The sequence below is a fragment of the Microlunatus elymi genome (assembly GCF_007362775.1).
In the GTDB taxonomy this organism is placed as follows: domain Bacteria; phylum Actinomycetota; class Actinomycetes; order Propionibacteriales; family Propionibacteriaceae; genus Microlunatus; species Microlunatus elymi.
Window position 1 is genome coordinate 258,689 of record NZ_CP041692.1, and the last position, 19,063, is coordinate 277,751.

Here is a 19,063-nt window from a genome sequence, read left to right on the forward strand (position 1 = left end):
TTTCAGCTCGTCGCAGTAGTTGTCCAACCGGTTGTCTCAGATCTCCGGCAGTTCCGTGATCGCTCCCTGCAACGCCGCCGCCGGGTTCGTCGTCTGCATGCCGCCCAACCGAGCAACCACCGGCCGATCCGAGCTGAGTCAGAAGCTCGCCGCGCAAGCGTTACAGCGCTGAAATTGGCCGCCGGAGGTAACCGCTGATTGCCCACGCTGTCAACGGTAGGGTTCGGTGCGCCGGGGAAACGGGGCGAAGGGAGACGCCGGATGGCGAGGGTGCGGCTGCAGGATGTCGCGGCGTTGGCCGGGGTGTCGATGAAGACGGTGTCCAACGTGGTGCACGGGCATCCGGTGGTCCGTGCCGAGACTCGGGAACGGGTGCAGCGGGCGATCGACCAACTCGGCTATCGGCCGCACCTGCAGGCCCGGAATCTCGTCACCGGCCGGACCGGCTTGCTGGCGCTCGCCTTCCCGACCCTGCTCAACCCGTACTTCGCCGAGCTGGCCCACGTGTTCTCCGCAGCCGCCGCCGAACGCGGGTACCGACTGCTGCTGGAGGAGACCGGCGGGCACAGCGACAGCGAACGGCAGATCCTGTCCGGTCGGGAGGCCGGCATGGTCGACGGCGTGCTGTTCCATCCGATGCGGCTGACCAGCGTCGAGATCGCGCAGGCCGCCGGCGATCTGCCGCTGGTGCTGCTCGGCGAGGAACCGGCACCGATCAGCAACGACCACGTGATGATCGACAATCTCGCCGCCGCCGCCGAAGCCGTCGCTCACCTGCTGGCTCTGGGCCGGCGTCGGATCGGGTTCCTCGGACACGAAGCCGGCGAGCTCAGCCACACCTCACGGACACGGCTGCTCGGCTACCAGCAGGGGCTCGAGGCCGGCCGGCTGCGGCTGGACACCTCGCTGCTGGTGCGGGCCGAGACCGGCGACGCGGCCGGCGCCGAACGGGCGCTGTCGGCTGCGCTCAACGACGGGTTGCAGATCGACGCGCTGATCTGCCGGCACGACCTCGTCGCGATCGGAGCGCTGCGCGCGCTGGCCGCGCACGGGCTGACCGTGCCGGGCGACGTGGCCATCATCGGCTGGGACGACATCACCGTGGCCGCCGAGCTGAGGCCGAGCCTGACCTCGGTCCAGCCCGACCTACCGGCGCTGGCCCGCCGTGCGCTGGACCTGCTGGCGGAGCGGATCGACGACTACAGCGGGGTCGGCCGGCATGAACTGGTCGGCCATCGGCTCGCGGTACGGGAGAGCGCGCCGGCCTCCTGACCGCATCGCGGTTGCCGAATTGCAGCGCTGGAATCCGTACGGCATGATGGCGGTCCATGAGCATCGCGTTGCGCGCCAGTCAGCAGGACGGCAGCTACCCCCGCCCGCAACTGCTGCGGCCGGCCTGGACCGACCTGTCGGACACCTGGTCCTTTCGCTACGACGACGAGGATCGCGGTCTGACCGAGGGCTGGCGGCAGGGGCTGCCGGCGGCCGACGGCGGGCCGGACTCGATCGTGGTGCCGTTCCCGCCGGAGTCGGTCGCGTCCGGGATCGGCGACACCGGCTTCCATCCGGTGGTCTGGTATGCCCGCAACTTCGGCGAGCACGAGCTGTCTGCAGCCGGGGAGGCGGGCGGCCGTACGTTGCTGCACTTCGGCGCGGTGGACTACTTCGCCGAGGTCTGGTTGAACGGGCAGTACCTCGGTGATCACGAGGGCGGCAACACCCCGTTCAGCTTCGACGTCACCGACGCGCTGGTGGACGGTGATCAACTGTTGGTGGTGCGCGCCTACGACGATCCGCACGATCTGACGCAGCCGCGGGGCAAGCAGGATTGGCACCGCGACCCGCACGCGATCTGGTACCACCGCACCACCGGCATCTGGCAGCCGGTCTGGTTGGAGCGGGTGCCGGCGACCTCGATCGCCGAACTGGCCTGGATCCCGGACCTGTTCACCGCGACCGTCCGACTGACCGCAAGCATCCGCGGTCCGATCGGCTCCGGCGCCTCCCTGCGCACCGTGCTCGACTTCGACGGCGAGCAACTCGCCGAGCTCAGCTTCCCGGTCGACCGGGCCAAGATCGACATCACCATCCCGCTGCCCCGGCAGCGCAACGGCCAGGGCTACGACGAGGTGATCTGGACCCCGGAGCAGCCGCGCCTGGTCGACGCCGCCGTGCAACTGGTGTCCGACGGCACGGTCACCGACGAGGTGAATTCCTATCTGGGCTTGCGTTCTGCGGTGGTCGACGGCGGCCACTTCCTGCTCAACGACCGCCCCTACGACGTACGCAGTGTGCTCAACCAGGGCTACTGGCCGGACAGTCACCTGGCCGCGCCGTCGGCCGCCGCGCTGCGCCGCGAGGTGGAGTTGATCAAGGAACTCGGCTTCAACGCGGCCCGGATCCACCAGAAGGTCGAGGACCCGCGGTTCCTGTTCTGGGCCGACAAGCTGGGCTTGTTGGTGTGGGGCGAGATCGCCAACGCGTACGAGTTCTCCTTCGACGCGGTCCGTCGGCTGGCAGCGGAGTGGACCGAGGCGGTCCGGCGGGACCTGTCGCATCCGTGCATCGTGAGCTGGGTGCCGATCAACGAGAGTTGGGGTGTCCAGCACAATCCGCAGCAGACCGATCAGCAGGCCTACCAGCGGGCGCTGGCCGATCTGACCCGGGCGTTGGATCCGAGCCGTCCGGTGCTCTCCAACGAGGGCTGGGAGCATCAGAACTCCGACATCATCGGCATCCACGACTACCAGCAGGATGCCGGAATCCTCGCCGAAACCTATGCCCGGTTGGAGAATCGTACCGAGGTGCTGTCCGGTGTCGGGCCGGCCGGGCGTCGGATCATGATCAAGAACGCTACCCTCGGTGGCGAGCAGTACGGCGCCGGCGGCGTTCCGGGTGATCATGGTCAGCCGATCATGCTGACCGAGTTCGGCGGCATCAGCTACGCACCCGACGATGCGCCGGAGCGGCACTGGGGTTACTCCGCGGTGACCGACGCCGACACCTTCCGGACCCGGCTGACCGCGTTGTACGACGCGGTTCGGGCCAGCCGGCTGCTGTCAGGTTCCTGCTACACGCAGCTCACGGACACCTTGCAGGAGACGAACGGATTGTTGACCGCCCGGCGCGAACCGAAGCTGCCGATGGCCGAACTGCGCAAGGCGATTCTGGGAGACTGAGGTGGCCCGATGGCGACGGTTGACGATGTCCGATCCCTCGCACTGAGTCTCGACCGGTCGTATGAGGTCTTCGTCCGCGGACGCCGCAAGTTCCGGATCGGCGACATCGTTTATCTCGCCTTCTCCAGCGACGAAACGATCATGGAATTCGCGTTTCCCAAGGTCGAGCGGGATGCACTCATCGCCGGCGCCCCGCAGAAGTTCCTGCTGCCGGACGTCTCCGACCTCCGGTTCAACTGGGTGCGTTCCCGGCTGGCCGTACTCGATCCGGCCGAAGCGCGCGAACTCGTCCTGGACGCCTGGCGGCTGTGCGTACCGAAGAGGCTGTCCCGCGCGTACGACCTCGACCATCCCGACGGACCCGGATAGATCCGCGAGGCCACGCCTTGTCTTCTTCCCTTCGGCCGTCGGCGTGCTCCGTCACCGGTGTCGAGCGTCGTAAACGACCCACCGCGAGTAGCGTTGTGATCGCTCGCGCAGAGCCCGACCGTGCTCGCGCGGCGCCGGACCGAGGAGGGCACCATGTTCAACTTCTGGACTGTTCTTTATCTGCTTGTGGTCGGCTTGATTGCGGGCTTCATCGCCCGCCTGGTGGTCAAGGGTCGCGACCCGATGCCGTGGTGGATGACTCTGCTGCTCGGCATCATCGGGTCGTTCGTCGGCGGGTTCGCCGGCTATCTCCTGTTCGGATGGGACAAGGAAGAGGGGTTCTTCCAACCGGGCGGCCTGATCTTCTCGATTCTGGGCGCGATCGTCGTCCTGCTGCTGTTGCGGCTGATCCGGCGCCGCCGGTCGCCGAATCCGAGCGGCGGGAGTTCCGAGTCGTAGCCTCCCGGACCGATCGGTACAAGTCGTCCTTGTCCGGCGCTGCGGCCGGCAATTCGGTCGGCCGGCGTCCCTCCGCCGGTAGTTTCCCCGGCATGGCCGAGGCCGCAGCCGTGACGAACACCGTCGGAGCCACCTCCTGGTGGCGCCGCTGGATCCCGGTTGCCGGGTTGTTCCTGTTGTCGCCGTTCTGCGCGGAGTATCTCGTCGGCTACCAGGGTGTGATCATCAACCCGGCGGGCCTGTTGGTCGCGGTGTTGTTCGTCGCGCCGATCTACGGTGCGCCGGCCATGCTGATTCGCGAGATCACCCGCCGTCGCGGGGGTGGTTGGCCGACGATGTTGCTGTTGGCGACGTCGATGCGGCTCAGTTGATCACGTTCGTCGTCGGCCACATCGTCTGGAGCTTCGGCTCGCCGATCGCGGTGATCGAGTCCTGCGTGCCGACACGCGCGGACCGTCCCTGGTTGGAGCGCCCGGGCCTGATCGCGATGGCGATCATCTATCTCAGCGGCGCGATCTTTTTCTCCTACCAGCTGGTGGTCGCGGTTGGCTTTCACGCTTCGGCGTTCCAGTTGATCATGGTTGTGTTGGCGATCGTCGCTGCGGTGGTGGCGGCATTGCTGCTGCCATGCCGACGCAGATCGACTGCGGAGCGGGGTGACGCGCGGAGCACTGGCCGCTCTGCTCCGCCGCCGTGGTTGATCGGTCCGGTCAGCTTGGCGCTGTTGCTCGGCTATGTGTTGGTCCTCGATCAGTGGGGTTGGGTCGGCGTCGCACTCGGCTCGGCGGCGCTGGCGCTGCTCGGTCTGATCTTGATCATCTTCTCCCGGCGCCCGGGTTGGGGGCAGGCTCACATCCTGGCCGCAGCGGGCGGGGCACTGCTGACGTACGCGATCATCGCGTTCTGGGTGAACCCGGAGCACGTCTCGCGGTCGGAGTTGATCTTGGGCCGCGGCGCGACCCTGCTCGGCATGCTCGCGTTGTTGATCTTCGCCGCCGTTCGCTTTCACCGGGCCGCGCGAGTCCCCGAGGAGCGTGCCGAGTAGTCCGCTTTGCTGCGACGAGCGTCGTATTCAGCACCCTCCTTGCGTGCCTCGGCCGCTCGGGCCGACATCGCAGGAGCCTACGCACGCATAGACGATCGCGGAACGACCCGAACCTGCTGCAATCCACACGCCGGCGTCTACGACCGCGACCCTTACCTGCCTGCGGATGATTTCCAACCATGGTTGGGTTTCGGACCGGCAGACCTCGTTTGCGCGCGTCCCTTCTCTTCTCTGGTTGGGTTTCGGACCTTCACCCGGCACTGGCCACCACGGTCACCGGCTGTCGCAGGATCGTCCGCAGCTTCGACGGTTCGACCCGGCGGGCGTCGCTGAGGTAGATCTCGTGGTGCCTGCCGGTCATCCGCAGTCCGGCGGAGGGGATGAACCGGTCGTGCAGGTCGGCGAGCACCTCCGCTTCGTCGTCGTACGAGCCGATGTGCAGCGTCTGCACCGCGGTACCCTCACCCAGGCTTGCCAGCCGGAGCTCGGTCAACCTCGGCGCCGAGCCCTTGCGCGCCGCGGTCGCCACTGCGGCCTCGTACAGCTCGGCATCGATCCAGTCCGGCACCATGATCATCGCCGTCCAACTCCACCGCGACTTGTCCCGGGCCGAGGTGAAGACGCTCAGGTCGTCGGCCCACCACAGCGCCTCCAGCGGAGGGACGACGTAGTCGCGGCCCAGCCCGGTCCTGCTGGCGAACTTCACCGCGTACGCGACCGGGAAGAGTGTCGCGATCGCCCCGGCGTAGGCAGCCGACGTGTTGGGGTCACCGTGGCCGTCGATCATCAGGTACTGCAGCGGCGGCACCTCGACGATCCGAAACTGCCCTTGCCGCGCCCGGTAGCAGTCCAGCGTCTTCTTGAAATCGATCTTCCCTGCCGGCTGCCTCACGCGAGCTGACTCTATCCCGCGGTTTCCCGGCGACGGAGTCCGCGCAGCGCTCAAACCACGCCCATCCGACAACGAGTGGTGCGGAGCTGCACGCAGTGAAGATCGGCCGCTGGGGAAGATCGACTGGGAGCCGGGCCGCGGTCCGATCAGTCCGCGCCCTTGAGCATCGCCGCGGTCAGCACGGTGCCGCCGATACCCCAGCCACCGTCGACGACCTCGTCGACGATCACGAGCGTGTTGGGTCGCGCCACCTCGCCGTAGAGCTCGGCGTAGAGGTCGGTGGCGCGGTCGATGATCTGCTGCTTCTGCTCGGGGCCGAGAGTTCCGGCGGGAACCTTGAAGTTGGCGAACGGCATGCTGATCTCCTTGTGGTGTTGAGTTTCGTCGGTTCGGGTTGTCGCGGTTGAGGTGATGGTGGATCGAGGGTTCCTGGCTGCGTACGTGGTCAGCGGCCGATTCTCTCGGGTGACAGCTCGGCGTCGTTCGGCTGTTGCGTGCCGTGCGGGTCGAGCTGGTTCAGGGTGGCGACGACTTGGTCGTAGTCGCCGCGAGCCTCGCCGTAGCGGAGGAACTTGACCCGCTCGACTTGGATCTCGCGGGCGTCGGGCTGGGTCTCGATCAGGTCGACGACCTCGCCGATGAACTCGTCCAGCGGCATCGCGAAGCTGCTCTCCCGCTGCCCGGGCAGCAGGTCGGTGGCAACCGACGGGGGCTCCAGCTCCAGCACCTTCACGCTGGTGTCGGCGAGTTGCAGGCGGATCGACTCGCTGAGCATGTGGATCGCGGCCTTGGTCGCGTTGTAGCTGGGCGTCGCCGTGAGCGGGGTGAAGGCCAGCCCCGAGGAGACCGTGACGATGGTGGCGTCCGGGCGGCCGCGGAGGTGCTCGACGAAGGCCGCGATCAATCGGATGGGCCCGAGCAGGTTGGTGGTGACCGTGGCCTCCGCGTCGGCGAGGAATCCCGGAGTCGTCCAGTCCTCGACGCGCATGATGCCGGCCATGGTGATCAGGACGTTCAGGTCCGGGTACGCGGACCTGACGTCGGCGGCCGCCCGCCGGATGCTGGCCGGGTCGGCGGTGTCGATGGTCACGGTGCCGATGCCCGGATGGTCGGTGGCGATCTGCTGGAGCAGCTCGGCCCGGCGACCGCCCACGATGACGGTGTTGCCCCTCGCCTGCAGGGCGAGTGCAAGGGCCAGGCCGATGCCGCTGGTCGCCCCGGGGATGAAGATGGTGTTGTCATTGATTTGCACACCACGAGTCAACCGACATTGTCGGGCTCCCGGCAGAGACCGGTTATCGGGGGATTGCCGGTCCCTGCCTCGGCCGCACGGCGGGGCTGGATAATCGGCGCCGTGGATCGAACCGCGCTCGCCGAGTTCCTGGTGCGTCGGCGCCAGTCGCTGTTGCCGGCCGACGTCGGGCTACCGGCCGGAGCGCGGCGTCGTACCCAGGGGTTGCGCCGCGAGGAGGTCGCGTTTCTTGCGGCCATGTCCACCGACTACTACACCCGACTCGAACAGCAGCGGGGTCCGCAACCGAGCACGCAGCTGCTCGGCTCGCTGGCGCGTGCGCTGCGTCTGTCCCCGGACGAACGCGACTACCTGTTCCGCGTCGCCGGTCATGACGCGCCGGACCGGGCGGTTTCGACCCCGTACGTCGCGCCGGCGTTGATGCGCGTGCTCGACCGCCTCACCGACACGCCCGCCCTGATCCTCTCCGCGCTCGGGGAGACCCTGGTGCAGAACGATCCGGCGCGAGCGCTGCTGGGCGACCGCACCTCGTACCAGGGGTTCGAACGCAGCGAGATCTACCGGTGGTTCGCATCGCCCGACCACGAACGACGGATGTATCCCGAACACGACCGCGAACGCGCCGGCCGCGCGCAGGTGGCAACCCTGCGCGCCGCCTACGGTTCGATGGGCCCGCAGTCGCAGGCCGGTGCGCTGGTAGCCGAGTTGTTGCGGATCAGCCCCGAGTTCGTCGAGCTTTGGGACAGGCAGGAGGTGGCCCGCAGGTTCGAGGACCACAAGATCCTCATCCATCCCGAGGTCGGCGAACTCGAACTCGACTGTCAGGCGCTCTTCACCGAGGACCAGTCCCAGGCACTCCTCGTGCTGACCGCCGCACCGCGCAGCGACAGCGAGCAGAAACTGAAACTGCTCGCCGTCGTCGGTACCCAGCGGTTCAGCAACGCGTAACGCCCCGCCCGGGGCGACCGTCTGTCGCCGGCAGTTGTCGACTTTGCCGGCTGCCTGCTCGGCCTCACTGATGCATGTCGATGAAGCGGGAGTAGTGGCCCTGGAAGGCGACCGTGATCGTCTTGGTCGGCCCGTTGCGGTGTTTGGCGACATCGAAGTCCGCCTCACCGGCCCGCTCGGACTCCTTGTCGTAGATGTCCGGCCGGTTGAGCAAGATCACCATGTCGGCGTCCTGCTCCAGGCTGTTGTGCACGGAAATCCCGTTGGCGACGAAGTTGTGAGTGCCGAGCACGGTCGCGTCATAGACCGGCTGCCTGCCGAGGGATTCGATCGCGGCAACCTCGTCCCAGAAGACGTCGTTGCTGGCCTCCAGATGCAGCTGTTGATCATGCAAGAGGTCCGCAACCCGCGCCAGCCGCTGCCGGCTCGGCGCGTGCTTCCACATCGTCGACCCGCAGAAGCTGGTGTCCATGGCGGTGGCGACCTGGCGATGTGTCGTCGACTGCTCGGTGAGCACCTGCTTGACGTTCAACCAGACGTCCGTCGGGATGGTGTCCACGTTCGTGTTCGCCTCGATCGAACGCAGCCTGGCGCGCACCTCGGCAACCTGGGCCGAGCGGGCGCCATGCACACCAATCTCGTTGCAGAAGCGCAACTGCTGGTCCACGCCGTTGATGATCAAGTGATAGCCGTCGCGATACCCGGCCTTCTTGACCGTCTTGATCCGCGTCAGGATCCCGCACCGCAGCAACAGTCGAGCAAGATCATCGGTCAGCCGGCGACTGGTGCTGGCGTAGTGGATGCGTCCCTGACCGGCGCGGGCATCCCAGCGGACCGAGCCGTCGGTCGCCCACAGATGTTCGATGAAGATCCTGATCTGTGGGGTCGGCAGCTTGAACACCCAGTCCGGTACGAACCTTTCGTGACTGCGCAGTCCGAACAGGCCTGATTCGTCCAGATTCGCCTCATCGGTGCTGGCGTGGCGGATCGGCTGGCGACGGACGAACGACCCGTCCCCGAGCAGGTGGGCCAGCAGCTTGATCTCGTCGGTGTCGTGGGGCTCGACGTGCAGCGGGGTCGGCAGGGTCCGGGGCACGGCGAGGCGGCTGCCGGGCGCCAGTTCGGCCAACGGTTGCCAGCCCTGATAGGTCAGGAACGGATGATTGGCGGTCGCCTCGACCTCACGACCAGATGTCAGCCGCAGTCGGAAGACTTCCTTCGTACCGCTGGGGAAGGCATGCGTCATGGTCCGGGGCACCAGCCGGAGGTGTTCGTCCAGCGACCAGACCGGAATGTCCGTGATGCCGCCGTTCATCAGCTCACCCAGGGTGACCTCGGCACCCGTGTCGGCGCGTTGGATCCGCGTACTCGCGGTCAGGCATCCCGATTCACGAAGGTCGGAGAGCATCGGCTTCTTGTCCCCACCGCGGGTCTCCGGGCCACGGTTCAGCTGGGCCAGCGCGACCACCGGGAGCTCGAGCTCCTTGGCCAGCAGCTTCAGCTGGCGGGAGAACTCGGAGACCTCGACCTGGCGGGACTCCACCTTCTTGCCGGAGGTGAGCAGCTGCAGGTAGTCGATGATGATCAACTTCAGCTCGTGCCGCTGCCGCAACCGCCGGGCCTTGGCCCGGATCTCCATCATGGTCAGGTTCGGCGAGTCGTCGATGAACAGCGGCGCCTCGGCCACCTCGCCCATCTTCTTGGCCATCCGCTGCCAGTCGTCGTCGTTCATCTTGCCGTTGCGGATGTGGTTCAGCGGGATCTGCGCCTCGGCCGACAGCAGCCGCATCACGATCTCGATCTGGCTCATCTCCAGCGAGAAGATCGCCGAGGTGAGGCCGCTCTTGATCGACGCGGCGCGCGCAAGATCCAATCCCAGGGTGCTTTTCCCCATCCCGGGCCTGGCGGCAACGATGATCATCTGGCCGGGGTGCATGCCGTTGGTCAGGTCGTCGAGATCGGCGAAACCGGTCGGTACGCCGGCCAGCTGGCCGCCGCGGGAGCCGATCGCCTCGATCTCGTCCATGGTCGGCTGCATCAGCTCCGACAGCGACTTGTAGTCCTCGCTGGTGCGCTTGTCGGTGACCGAGTAGACCTCCGCCTGGGCCCGGTCGACGATGTCGTTGACGTCGCCCTCGGCCGCGTACGACATCTGGCCGATCCGGATCGAGGCGTCGGCCAGTCGACGCAGGATCGCCTTCTCCCGGACGATCTCGGCGTAGTAGCCGGCGTTGGCCGCAATCGACGTGCTGGCCAGCAGGTCGTGCAGATAGGGCGCGCCGCCGACCCGGGCGATCTCGCCGCGGCGGGTCAGCTCGGCCGCGACGGTGACGGCATCGGCCGGCTCGCCCCGGCCGTACAGATCGAGAACGGCGTCGTAGACGAGCTCGTGCGCGGGCCGGTAGAAGTCGGGGCCGCGCAACACCTCGACCACATCGGCGATGGCGTCCTTGCTCATCAGCATCGCGCCGAGCACCGACTGCTCGGCGATCAGGTCCTGCGGCGGCGTCCGATCACCGGCCGAACTGCGGGGGCTGCGGACGTCCTCGTCACCGTACGGCGCGTTGACCTCGGCCAGGCTCACTGAATCCCCCTGCACATTCGTCATCCCACCGGCCGCCGCGTTGTCGGTGGCGACCGCTCGCATATCTCCTGCCGACGAATCACATGCCTGTCATTCGCTCTGCCGCCACTCTAGGTTCGGGCCCTGACAGTTCATCCGGCATCGCGTCACCGAGCGTGCTCGATGGACACTCGGATGGGCACGACAGGGTCCTGCGAGCAAACCCCGCGGCGCAGGTTGGGGCCGGCCGGTCATCGATCGAGCAGCTGGTCTCAGACGGTCCGCCCGGATGACCGAGCAGCACCGTACGCCGGTTCGAGGACCCTGAAAAGCCCGTTGTCCACAGCCCGTGTGGACAAGATCGGATCCCTTGTGGAGACACGCTTGCTGGTTGTGCACCGGCTGCGGACAGCGCTGGGGATAACCGAGCACTCACGCCGGAAAAGCGGTTCTGACTAGGTGTAACGCGATCCACGATCGGTGGACGAGAAGAAGTCCGAGCGGCCGGCAACCGACGGCACGGTCGTCTGCGGCGAGTTGACAGCAGCCGCCTGGTGTGCCTTATCCACGGCGCTTGGGGATAACTGTTGATAACCATGGCCACACGCCGATTACTCGCTTTGTCGACATTTGGTGCGGTTGCCGTTGGGCCCGGAGACCCAGCCGCGCGCAGAACCTGCCGGCGCGCGCGAAATACCCGGTGCGGCGGTCGCTATCGCGCGCGGTAGTTACCGCCACCGGGGATTTCGCGCGCAGCTGTACCGCAACGGGGATTTCGCGCGCGACTGTCTGAACGTGGCGTCGTCGCGACTCCGGGCACCTTCTGGAGGGCTACCCCGGTGGGGTATAGTTTCGGGAGTTGGGAGACAGGGGAGAGAGCGATGAGCACACCGTCCACCGCCACCGCTTCGGCGGCCGCCGGCGAAGCGGAGACCGGGCACAGCCATGGGTATCTGAGCAACAACCACAAGGACGACTACCTCAAGCGGCTGCGGCGGATCGAGGGACAGGCCCGCGGGCTGCAGCGGATGATCGAGGACGAAAAGTACTGCATCGACATCCTCACCCAGGTCTCGGCGATGACCAGCGCGCTGCAGTCGGTGGCGCTCGGCCTGCTCGATGATCATCTGGATCACTGTGTCACCGAAGCCGTGCAGTCCGGTGGTGACGAGGCGAACGAAAAGTTGAAGGAAGCGTCCAAGGCGATCGCCCGCCTGGTTCGCTCCTGAGACCGTCGCAGCCAGGGTCCGGTAAGTCTGCCCGTCGCTCCTTCATGATCAAGTTTTCATGATCAACTCGAAGTTGCAGGATCTTCGAATCCCCAGCGTGAAAGGCGAAATTCATGATCAACACTTATTCCGTACGCGGCATGAGCTGTGAGCATTGCGTGCATGCGGTGACCGAAGAGGTCAGTGCGATCCCCGGCGTCGAGGCGGCCGCTGTCGACCTGGAAGCCGGATCGCTGACGGTGACCAGTGAGCAGCCCATCGATTTCACGCTGATCGAGGCGGCTGTCGACGAAGCCGGTGACTACACCGTCAGCGCGGCCTGATCACCTTCCGAAGGTCGGCCGATCGACTGCGCGGTCGGCCGATCTCTTCCTGGTCCGCCGCGACCCGGATGCCGCTGAGATCAGCCCCGCGGCACGCGATAGCGCAATTCCGCGAATACGCCGCCGACCACCCGAGTCCCTGCCAATTCCAATGGCGGCGTGCTGATCTTGCGCGGGAGCAGCGGCGCCCCGGAACCGAGGAAGACCGGCGCGACGCTGAGGATGACCTCGTCCAACAGGCCGTGATCATGGAACTGGCCGACCAGTTCGCCGCCGCCGACCAGCCAGATGTTCTCCCCGGCCGCCGCCTCGGTCATCGCGGCGTGGATCGGGACGACGTCGCCGGCGGCGAAGTGCAGGTCCGCTCCGTCGACTGCGGGCAGCTCGCGATGGGTCAGAATCCAGCACGGCTGTCGGTACGGCCACGGTTGCGGGCGGGCGGCATCGGCGTTGACGTGGTGGGCGAGAATCCATTCGTACGTGGTCGCGCCCATCGCGATCGCGCCGACCTTCTCGATGAACTCCGGGTAACCCGACTCGTCGCCCTCGTCGAACTGGAACAGCCAGTCCAGTGAGTTCTCCGCATCGGCAATGAAGCCGTCGATGCTGGTCGCGGTGTAGTACTGCGTTGCCATTCCGACAGCCTGACACGGTGCGGGCTGACACGGTGCGGGCTGACACGGTGCGGGCGGCGCCTGCCGGGTCGACCTGGTCGGCCCGTACGGACACAACTGCCGGCAGGATTACGCCCGGGCCCGGAGCCGACCCTCCATCACCTGCTGCAGCAGGTCAACGGTGTCCGGATGCAGGTCCACGCCGAGCGCCCTGCCCTGGGCAGCGAGTTGGAGGGCCAGTCGCTCCACCTCGGCCGCGTTGCCGGCCTGGAACTCGGTACGAATCCGGGCACCCATCAGGAACTCGTCCTGTGGCGCTGCGGTCAGCCCGCGGGAGGCTGCCCACCGGGCGAGATCGACATCGGAGTCGGCCAGAGCGCGTTCGGTGATCTCGACGGCGATGTCGCGGATCACCGACACCATGTCGGTTCGCATCTCCTCGGCCCAATGCCACTGGGTCGGTGCCGCATCGGCCAGCGGCGCGCCGCGCACCAGATCCAACGCCTTGCACAACCCCTCGGTGCTGGTGACGTTGACCCCCGTACCGGTGAGGATCTGCAACCGGTGCCAGTCCGATCCCACCAGGGCAGACAGCACGATCCGGCCCGAATACGCGTCCGGCAGGTAGGGCCGGCCCTCCTCGTCCGCACCGAGCCAGGTACGCAACCGGCTGACATTCGACCGCCGGGTCCCCTCGGCCACCACCAGACCGGCCGCCATCGCGTGCGCGGTGCTGCCGGGATGCTCCAGCAACCACGCAGCGTACTCGATGCATTGCAGCACCGCCCTGCTCGGCCGCGGACCGCCGGCGCCGATCAGGTCGATCGGTCCCAGCAGCATCAACGTCGGGTGCCGGGGTGGCGGCGGCTGTTCCGCGGCGAACGGGCTGGGCACGATCTCGAACTCCTTACTCGCCCCTTGCCTGACCAGCGGGGCCGTCCGGCCCGGCCGATCATCGGATCCGGCTGGCGGATCCGCGGCGACGTCATTGCCGCCGGGGTGAACTGCGGCCGATGGCCAACTCAGGTTGGCGGCCGATGGCCGCCGATGATCAACTTCGGGGCGCTGGTCAGACACCGGTACGGCGTCCGAACGAGCCCGGCTGGGCCGATGGCTTCCGGGCGGGAAGTCGGCAACCCACCACGGAGCCGGCTCGGTGTCCTGCCGCCCGGTGCACTCGATCAGCTGCTGAATCAGACCCGCTGCCGGCGAACCCAACAGCTGGGCGGTGAACTTCCAGCCGGGCGGATCGAGCTCGGCATCGACTAAGTCAGAAGCCGACGGCGACAGCCGAAGCCGCGCCCCTGCGGTCAGCCCGCGTCCGCACAGCACAACCGACAAGCCGACCCGAGGTTCGCTGAGCAACAACTCGGCGAGCTGCTCGGCCTGACGCGGGCTCGGCCGCTGGCTGACGATCGCCACTTCCGGGACCCACGGATCACCAAGATCAGGATCGACTCGGAAGTCGACCGGCGTACGCTTCCTGCCGGCCGCCAGCTGTTCGCGCTGCCGGCCGGCGCGCTGCTGCCAGCGCCACAGAAGTTGATCAAGGTCGGTGACGGTGCCGACGTTGTGCTGATCGACCGACTCGGGCAGCCCGGTCCGATCACCGACGACGGTGATCACCATCTCTTCGGACCAGGGAACGAAGGCGAGCTCGGCGATCATCGCGGTCAGCACGTCCGACGGAGCCGAGCCGGTCCCCTCGACCGCGAACACCCCGGCGGCCTCGAGGTTCACCAGGATCACCGATCCGGCCGAGTCGGTGCCGACCGACACCAGGGCCGGGTACGGCTGCGGACTGTCGGCGAGGTCGCGATCCTGCAGCAGGAACTCCGCATCGGCGACGGACAACCGCCAGTGCACACCATCCGCCACGAAACCGGTCGGCACCGATGCGGCAGGCTCTCTCATGATCAGGTCGAGTTCGCGGCCGGACAGCCGAGCCGCCTGCAGGATCGGTACCGCGACGCCACGTTCCAGGCAGTCCCGGCCGATTGCGCGCAGCGCCCGATCGAGCTGCTCCAGGCTGAGAAGTTGGCGACGACCGAGATCTGCCTGCGCTCGGCCGGCCGCCGGCGGCGGTTGAGGGATCCGCCGGCCGACCGGCCGGGCCCGCAACTGCAGCTGACGTCGGCTGACCAGTCCGGCGGTCAACGCCGCCGCCAGCAGACCTCCGACGCCGGCCAATTGGGCCGGTACGGCCGGTAGATCTCGATCGGCATCCCCCACCGCCTCCGCGTACTCCCCGGCCGGCTGCGGTGCGGACGTGGGTCGGGTTGAGGCGCCTGCCCCGCCCGTGCCCGGCTCACCGGCCCCGGGCGCGGCCGACTCATCGGTGGGCGGGCCCGACTCATCATCGCGGGGCGGGGCCGAACTGTCGCCACCCCGAGACGGAGCCGACGCATCGCCCCGGGGTGCGTTCGATCGACGGTTGTCCAACCGTTGGCTGGATTCATCGTCGTCGGCGGCATCGGCCGTCGGATCGGCGGCGGAGCCCTCGCCGGTCGACCGCCGGCCGGCTGATCGCCCGGCCGAAGGCTCCTGCGGATGCGCCGGATCCGGGCCCGGCGGGATCAGCAGCCGGAGACCGATCGGCACCAGGTCCGGGTCGGCCAGCACACTGCGGTTGGCGTGATAGATCTGCGGCCACGCCGCCGGATCGCCGTAGACCCGATCGGCAATGGTCGAGAGGGTTTCGCCGGGCCGGACGCGAACCTCTCGGGCCGCAGGGCCGACTCCGGGAATGATCAGCCGCCACCCCGGCAGCAGCCGGTCGGGTCCACCGCTGAGCACCGACGGGTTGGCGCGGGCGATCGTCCGCCACTCCTGGCCGCGGCCGTAGTACTGCTCGGCCAGACTCCACAAGTCGTCGCCGTCGCGGACGACATGGACGAGCCGATCCGCATCGCCGGCTCGTTCGTCGGCCAGGGCAGGCCGGTTCCCGTCGCCGGCGCTGCGCGACGAGCGCAATGCCCCAGGCCCAGCAGGCCCAGCAGGCCGGGTCGGTCCGTGCGGTTCAGAACCGGCGCTCGGCGCGGCAGCGGCCGGATCCCCGGGGACCGGATCGGCCGGATGCGGGACCGCGTCGGACGAGGCGGTCTTGTTTGCATCGGTGACGGGCGGTTCGGCGGCGGTCGGGCCGGCGGCGGGAGAATCGACCGGCCCAGGTCTGTCCGGCGCCGAGGCCACGCCTCCCGAGTTCGCCGACCCTGACGCACCGGGCCCCGTTGCTACCGGACCGACCAGCCCCGGAGCCGCTGCGGCGAGTTGGCTCGGCATCACGAACATGCCGAGCACCAGCAGCACGAGTCCGCCGGAGATCTTCTGCATCCCGCCGAGCCCGGGCAGCCGGAGCCGGATCCGCTGCCGACTCACCACCGCGACCACCTCGAGAATCACCGAGATCGCGAACACCAGCCAAGCGACCCAGCCCACGACGGCGATCAGGCCAACCAGAACCGTGCCGTCGTCGGGCGTGGTCAGTGCCGCCCAGATCCGATTCGGATCGAGTCGCTCGGGCAGTGGATTGCCGGCCAACTCGACCAACAGCCAGGGCACCCCGACCACCGCGCCGAGCAGCGCAACCAGTGCTGCGACGCCCTTGACCAAGCGCCCGGCCGCCCCGGTCCTGTCGGGCCCCGTGCGGTGCTGCCGTTGGGTGATCATGAGGGCACCACCCGGGCGGTGGCCTCGCCGGTCCCGGTCACCGAGTCGATACCGATCACGGACAGGAAGATGGTGCGGGCGGTGGCATGGGTGGTGACGATCACGGTCCCGCCTCGGATCTGCACCGATCCGCCCACCTGCGGACCGGGACCCGTTGCCGCGCCGGCGAGATAGTTCCGGGCTGCCGACCGTGCCGAACCGCCGGCCAGACCGGACGACTCGCCGGTGGCGAACGATCCCGACGCACCGGCGTCGGCTGCGGCTCGGGCGGCACCGGCGGCGACGGACTCCGCCCGGCTCACCGCTGCGGCCTTCTGCCCGCCGTCGACGACGAGACCGGCAACCAGGATGAGCGCCGCCGTCGCCACCAGCACGAACACGCTCAGCGCTTGGCCACGGGCATCTCCCCAGGTTCGACGCACAACGCTGCGGAGGGCTCCAAGGGATGCCCGGATGCCGGCGATCGTCATGTCTCATCGCTCCCGATAGGTGTCGATCACGGCCGAGGAACGCCCGGTCAGCCAGAGCGATCCCGGAAAGCCCGGTAGCAGGACGTCGCCGAATTCGACCCGGCACCGTACGACCCCGGTGACCGCGGCCGGCTGCCCGACCGGGGCCCTGAAGCCGCCGAGGTCGAAGCTGATCCGTCGCTGCGCGCAGTCCACGCCGTCGGTCTGCAGTTGCGCGTCGGCGGCAGCGGTCGCGGCCTCGGCGGCGCTGTCGATGCTGCGTTGGATCGACGCCGCCCGTGCACCGGAGTAGGCGGCCTCGGTCAGCGTCGAACGGACGAACCAGATCCGGGCACCGGCCACCACCAGTCCGAGCAAGATCATCAGCGCCGGTGCCAGGATGACCAGCTCGATTGCCGGCGACAGGCCGCGCTGATCGCTGCCGGCCCGCAGAGCACGCCCTGCGGCGACGATCGTCTTGTCCGGCGATGCTGTGTTCGGAGCCGTGTTGATCATGGTCTGGTCACCCGCTCCATCGGTGCGGTGGCGATCTCGGTGATCCGGCCGCGACCGATGTCGAAGATCAGCGGCGCCCGAGCCGACAGTTCCACCCGTACGTTGTCCCCGGAGCGATCGACCCGCAACCGGACGTCCCGCAGACCGCCCACCGCAGCGACCCGGAGCGCCGCCTCAGCCGCTGCGGATCGGTCGCCGTGGTAGTTGCGCGCCACGTCGGCGGCCGCATGCGCTGCTTCGGCGGCGACATTGCGTCCGTGCAGCCAGACACCTGCCTGCACGACGCCGAGCAGGCACAGCATCAGCAGCGGCGCGAGGACGGCGAACTGCAGACTCGTACTGAGCCCCCGTTCGTCGTCAACCGATCGTCCGCGGCGACTGCTGGTGATCATGATCATTGGCCCCAGCGGCAATCAGAACCCGGAGAGCTTCTTGGACACGAACGCCTTCACCGCGACGACGATCGCAGCGGCCACGGTAAGCGCTGCGGCCAGCAGGATCGCCACCTCGGTGGATTGGCTCAGCCCGCGCTGGGACTGGCGCGGGTCGGACCGCAGTGCGACGATCCAGCCGATGGCCAGCTCAAGGTAATGCTTCATGGGTAGGTGATTCCTTCCTCGGTGCTCTGTGTTCTCTGTCCGAAAAGTTGTGCCCGCGGTCAACTCGTCACCAGCCGGATCAGGGCGGGTATCAGGAAGATCAGCGCGAAGATGATCGACGGAATCGTCATGTAGACGGTCATCCCCTCCGATGCCGAGTTGGCCTCGCGCAGCGCGATGGTGAGGTTGGCGTCGCGAAGCTCGCGGACGCGGGCGCGCAGCACCCCGGACAGCGCCACGCCGCTCTCGTCGGTCTGCATTACGTCGGCCAGATCTCGCAGTTCCGGCAGATCAAGATCATCAGCGAGCCGGCGCAGCTCGATGAACGGCGGCTGCTGCTCCAGCCGAGCCCGTTCCAGCGCGGCCCGCAGCTGCCGGAACAGCGGCACGTCGGACAGGGCGGCGGCGTTCTGCAGTGCCTGGGTGCTGGAGGCGTTCGACAGCCGTTCCAGGGTGACCAGATCGATGTACATCAACAGTGCCGAGGCCGCGTCGCCACGGGTCGTCCTGGCCTCGCCGCGCAACATCAGGTCCGGCACGAAAAAGCCGGCGCCCGCACCGGCCAGACCGACCAGAACCGGCACCGGTGCGGCGATCGTGCCGCCCAGCAGTGCCCACAGTCCGGCCAGGATCGGCGGCACGGTCAATCCGATCAGCGCCCAGACGGCCTTGTCGGCATAGAACTCGCTGACCGAGCGGCCACGGATCCGCAGTGCCCGATGCTGGCCCGGCGTCAGCGGGATCGGAGATCGGCGATACACCCAGCTGCCGAACCGTTCCGATCTGGTCTGCGCGATCGGTTCGGCGGCTGCACCCCAGCGCTCGCCGGTGATCGTCCAGGGCCGGCTCAGCCGGGCAATGGTGTCGGCGAGGTGCGGAGTCGCCGGCACCAGCCCGGCGACGATCAACACCACGCCGCCGCTGAGCAGGATCCCGGAGAGCAGGATCATGCCGGCG

The 19,063-nt window shown here is 68.1% G+C and carries 20 protein-coding genes; 9 read left to right on the forward strand and 11 right to left on the reverse strand.

The annotated features are described in order from the left end of the window. Positions 1-261: 261 nt before the first annotated feature. The 6 genes from FOE78_RS01115 (at position 262) to FOE78_RS01140 (ending at position 5,052) form a co-directional block, all read left to right on the forward strand. Positions 262-1,272, forward strand: a complete 1,011-nt coding sequence (locus FOE78_RS01115; protein WP_143984687.1) for a LacI family DNA-binding transcriptional regulator — start codon at positions 262-264, stop codon at positions 1,270-1,272. Between the two features lie 56 nt (positions 1,273-1,328). Further along, complete coding sequence (locus FOE78_RS01120; RefSeq protein WP_143984688.1) at positions 1,329-3,179, forward strand: glycoside hydrolase family 2 protein; 1,851 nt, start codon at positions 1,329-1,331, stop codon at positions 3,177-3,179. Positions 3,180-3,188: 9 nt separating this feature from the next. After that, positions 3,189-3,548 (forward strand): MmcQ/YjbR family DNA-binding protein, encoded by a 360-nt coding sequence (locus FOE78_RS01125; protein WP_143984689.1) that lies wholly within the window; start codon positions 3,189-3,191, stop codon positions 3,546-3,548. 153 nt (positions 3,549-3,701) lie between these two features. Further along, positions 3,702-4,007 carry a GlsB/YeaQ/YmgE family stress response membrane protein gene (locus FOE78_RS01130; protein ID WP_143984690.1) on the forward strand — a complete coding sequence of 102 codons (306 nt, stop codon included), beginning with the start codon at positions 3,702-3,704 and terminating at the stop codon, positions 4,005-4,007. A gap of 92 nt (positions 4,008-4,099) precedes the next feature. Beyond that, positions 4,100-4,378 (forward strand): hypothetical protein, encoded by a 279-nt coding sequence (locus tag FOE78_RS01135; protein ID WP_143984691.1) that lies wholly within the window; start codon positions 4,100-4,102, stop codon positions 4,376-4,378. Next, entirely contained in the window at positions 4,375-5,052 is a 678-nt protein-coding gene (locus tag FOE78_RS01140; protein ID WP_143984692.1) for a hypothetical protein, read from the forward strand. The genes FOE78_RS01135 and FOE78_RS01140 overlap by 4 nt, the downstream gene beginning before the upstream one ends. Before the next feature lie 250 nt (positions 5,053-5,302). Here the strand turns inward: FOE78_RS01140 and FOE78_RS01145 are convergent, their stop codons facing one another. The 3 genes from FOE78_RS01145 to FOE78_RS01155 all read right to left on the reverse strand — a co-directional run bounded on the left by FOE78_RS01145 (position 5,303) and on the right by FOE78_RS01155 (position 7,196). Next, a complete protein-coding gene (locus tag FOE78_RS01145; protein ID WP_143984693.1) occupies positions 5,303-5,944 on the reverse strand; it encodes a GyrI-like domain-containing protein in 642 nt (213 codons plus the stop codon). 146 nt (positions 5,945-6,090) lie between these two features. Next, positions 6,091-6,300 carry a tautomerase family protein gene (locus tag FOE78_RS01150; RefSeq protein ID WP_143984694.1) on the reverse strand — a complete coding sequence of 70 codons (210 nt, stop codon included), beginning with the start codon at positions 6,298-6,300 and terminating at the stop codon, positions 6,091-6,093. An 89-nt stretch (positions 6,301-6,389) separates the two neighbouring features. Continuing rightward, positions 6,390-7,196, reverse strand: coding sequence for an SDR family oxidoreductase (locus FOE78_RS01155; protein WP_143984695.1), 807 nt, complete (start codon positions 7,194-7,196; stop codon positions 6,390-6,392). 102 nt (positions 7,197-7,298) lie between these two features. Between FOE78_RS01155 and FOE78_RS01160 the strand changes: the two genes are divergently transcribed. Then, positions 7,299-8,144 carry a helix-turn-helix transcriptional regulator gene (locus tag FOE78_RS01160; protein ID WP_143984696.1) on the forward strand — a complete coding sequence of 282 codons (846 nt, stop codon included), beginning with the start codon at positions 7,299-7,301 and terminating at the stop codon, positions 8,142-8,144. 64 nt (positions 8,145-8,208) lie between these two features. Here FOE78_RS01160 and FOE78_RS01165 read toward each other — a convergent pair whose 3' ends face one another. After that, complete coding sequence (locus tag FOE78_RS01165) at positions 8,209-10,752, reverse strand: replicative DNA helicase (RefSeq protein WP_228266170.1); 2,544 nt, start codon at positions 10,750-10,752, stop codon at positions 8,209-8,211. An 836-nt stretch (positions 10,753-11,588) separates the two neighbouring features. Here FOE78_RS01165 and FOE78_RS01170 point away from each other — a divergent pair. Both FOE78_RS01170 and FOE78_RS01175 read left to right on the forward strand, forming a co-directional pair. After that, on the forward strand, positions 11,589-11,936 hold the full coding sequence (locus FOE78_RS01170; RefSeq protein WP_143984697.1) for a metal-sensitive transcriptional regulator: 348 nt from the start codon (positions 11,589-11,591) through the stop codon (positions 11,934-11,936). A 113-nt stretch (positions 11,937-12,049) separates the two neighbouring features. Further along, positions 12,050-12,259 carry a heavy-metal-associated domain-containing protein gene (locus tag FOE78_RS01175; protein WP_143984698.1) on the forward strand — a complete coding sequence of 70 codons (210 nt, stop codon included), beginning with the start codon at positions 12,050-12,052 and terminating at the stop codon, positions 12,257-12,259. A gap of 80 nt (positions 12,260-12,339) precedes the next feature. Here FOE78_RS01175 and FOE78_RS01180 read toward each other — a convergent pair whose 3' ends face one another. The 7 genes from FOE78_RS01180 to FOE78_RS01205 form a co-directional block, all read right to left on the reverse strand. Continuing rightward, positions 12,340-12,894 carry a dihydrofolate reductase family protein gene (locus tag FOE78_RS01180; protein WP_143984699.1) on the reverse strand — a complete coding sequence of 185 codons (555 nt, stop codon included), beginning with the start codon at positions 12,892-12,894 and terminating at the stop codon, positions 12,340-12,342. A 108-nt stretch (positions 12,895-13,002) separates the two neighbouring features. Continuing rightward, a complete protein-coding gene (locus tag FOE78_RS01185) occupies positions 13,003-16,542 on the reverse strand; it encodes a LysM peptidoglycan-binding domain-containing protein (RefSeq protein WP_168207306.1) in 3,540 nt (1,179 codons plus the stop codon). Continuing rightward, complete coding sequence (locus FOE78_RS23480; RefSeq protein ID WP_168207307.1) at positions 16,539-17,012, reverse strand: hypothetical protein; 474 nt, start codon at positions 17,010-17,012, stop codon at positions 16,539-16,541. Before FOE78_RS23480 ends, FOE78_RS01185 begins: the two co-directional genes overlap by 4 nt. Before the next feature lie 3 nt (positions 17,013-17,015). Beyond that, on the reverse strand, positions 17,016-17,507 hold the full coding sequence (locus tag FOE78_RS01190) for a TadE/TadG family type IV pilus assembly protein (protein WP_143984701.1): 492 nt from the start codon (positions 17,505-17,507) through the stop codon (positions 17,016-17,018). After that, positions 17,504-17,899 (reverse strand): TadE/TadG family type IV pilus assembly protein, encoded by a 396-nt coding sequence (locus FOE78_RS01195; RefSeq protein ID WP_168207308.1) that lies wholly within the window; start codon positions 17,897-17,899, stop codon positions 17,504-17,506. Before FOE78_RS01195 ends, FOE78_RS01190 begins: the two co-directional genes overlap by 4 nt. A gap of 21 nt (positions 17,900-17,920) precedes the next feature. Continuing rightward, positions 17,921-18,106, reverse strand: a complete 186-nt coding sequence (locus tag FOE78_RS01200; protein WP_143984703.1) for a hypothetical protein — start codon at positions 18,104-18,106, stop codon at positions 17,921-17,923. A gap of 59 nt (positions 18,107-18,165) precedes the next feature. Then, a complete protein-coding gene (locus tag FOE78_RS01205; RefSeq protein WP_143984704.1) occupies positions 18,166-19,056 on the reverse strand; it encodes a hypothetical protein in 891 nt (296 codons plus the stop codon). Between the last annotated feature and the right edge of the window lie 7 nt (positions 19,057-19,063).

What these genes read in the sequence shown, in the direction of transcription:
- FOE78_RS01115 (WP_143984687.1), top strand. Translation starts at nt 262, where the DNA reads ATGGCGAGGGTGCGGCTGCAGGATGTCGCGGCGTTGGCCGGGGTGTCG.
- FOE78_RS01120 (WP_143984688.1), top strand. Translation starts at nt 1,329, where the DNA reads ATGAGCATCGCGTTGCGCGCCAGTCAGCAGGACGGCAGCTACCCCCGC.
- FOE78_RS01125 (WP_143984689.1), top strand. Translation starts at nt 3,189, where the DNA reads ATGGCGACGGTTGACGATGTCCGATCCCTCGCACTGAGTCTCGACCGG.
- FOE78_RS01130 (WP_143984690.1), top strand. Translation starts at nt 3,702, where the DNA reads ATGTTCAACTTCTGGACTGTTCTTTATCTGCTTGTGGTCGGCTTGATT.
- FOE78_RS01135 (WP_143984691.1), top strand. Translation starts at nt 4,100, where the DNA reads ATGGCCGAGGCCGCAGCCGTGACGAACACCGTCGGAGCCACCTCCTGG.
- FOE78_RS01150 (WP_143984694.1), bottom strand. Translation starts at nt 6,300, where the DNA reads ATGCCGTTCGCCAACTTCAAGGTTCCCGCCGGAACTCTCGGCCCCGAG.
- FOE78_RS01165 (WP_228266170.1), bottom strand. Translation starts at nt 10,752, where the DNA reads ATGACGAATGTGCAGGGGGATTCAGTGAGCCTGGCCGAGGTCAACGCG.
- FOE78_RS01170 (WP_143984697.1), top strand. Translation starts at nt 11,589, where the DNA reads ATGAGCACACCGTCCACCGCCACCGCTTCGGCGGCCGCCGGCGAAGCG.
- FOE78_RS01175 (WP_143984698.1), top strand. Translation starts at nt 12,050, where the DNA reads ATGATCAACACTTATTCCGTACGCGGCATGAGCTGTGAGCATTGCGTG.
- FOE78_RS01180 (WP_143984699.1), bottom strand. Translation starts at nt 12,894, where the DNA reads ATGGCAACGCAGTACTACACCGCGACCAGCATCGACGGCTTCATTGCC.
- FOE78_RS01185 (WP_168207306.1), bottom strand. Translation starts at nt 16,542, where the DNA reads ATGATCACCCAACGGCAGCACCGCACGGGGCCCGACAGGACCGGGGCG.
- FOE78_RS23480 (WP_168207307.1), bottom strand. Translation starts at nt 17,012, where the DNA reads ATGACGATCGCCGGCATCCGGGCATCCCTTGGAGCCCTCCGCAGCGTT.
- FOE78_RS01190 (WP_143984701.1), bottom strand. Translation starts at nt 17,507, where the DNA reads ATGATCAACACGGCTCCGAACACAGCATCGCCGGACAAGACGATCGTC.
- FOE78_RS01195 (WP_168207308.1), bottom strand. Translation starts at nt 17,899, where the DNA reads ATGATCACCAGCAGTCGCCGCGGACGATCGGTTGACGACGAACGGGGG.
- FOE78_RS01200 (WP_143984703.1), bottom strand. Translation starts at nt 18,106, where the DNA reads ATGAAGCATTACCTTGAGCTGGCCATCGGCTGGATCGTCGCACTGCGG.
- FOE78_RS01205 (WP_143984704.1), bottom strand. Translation starts at nt 19,056, where the DNA reads ATGATCCTGCTCTCCGGGATCCTGCTCAGCGGCGGCGTGGTGTTGATC.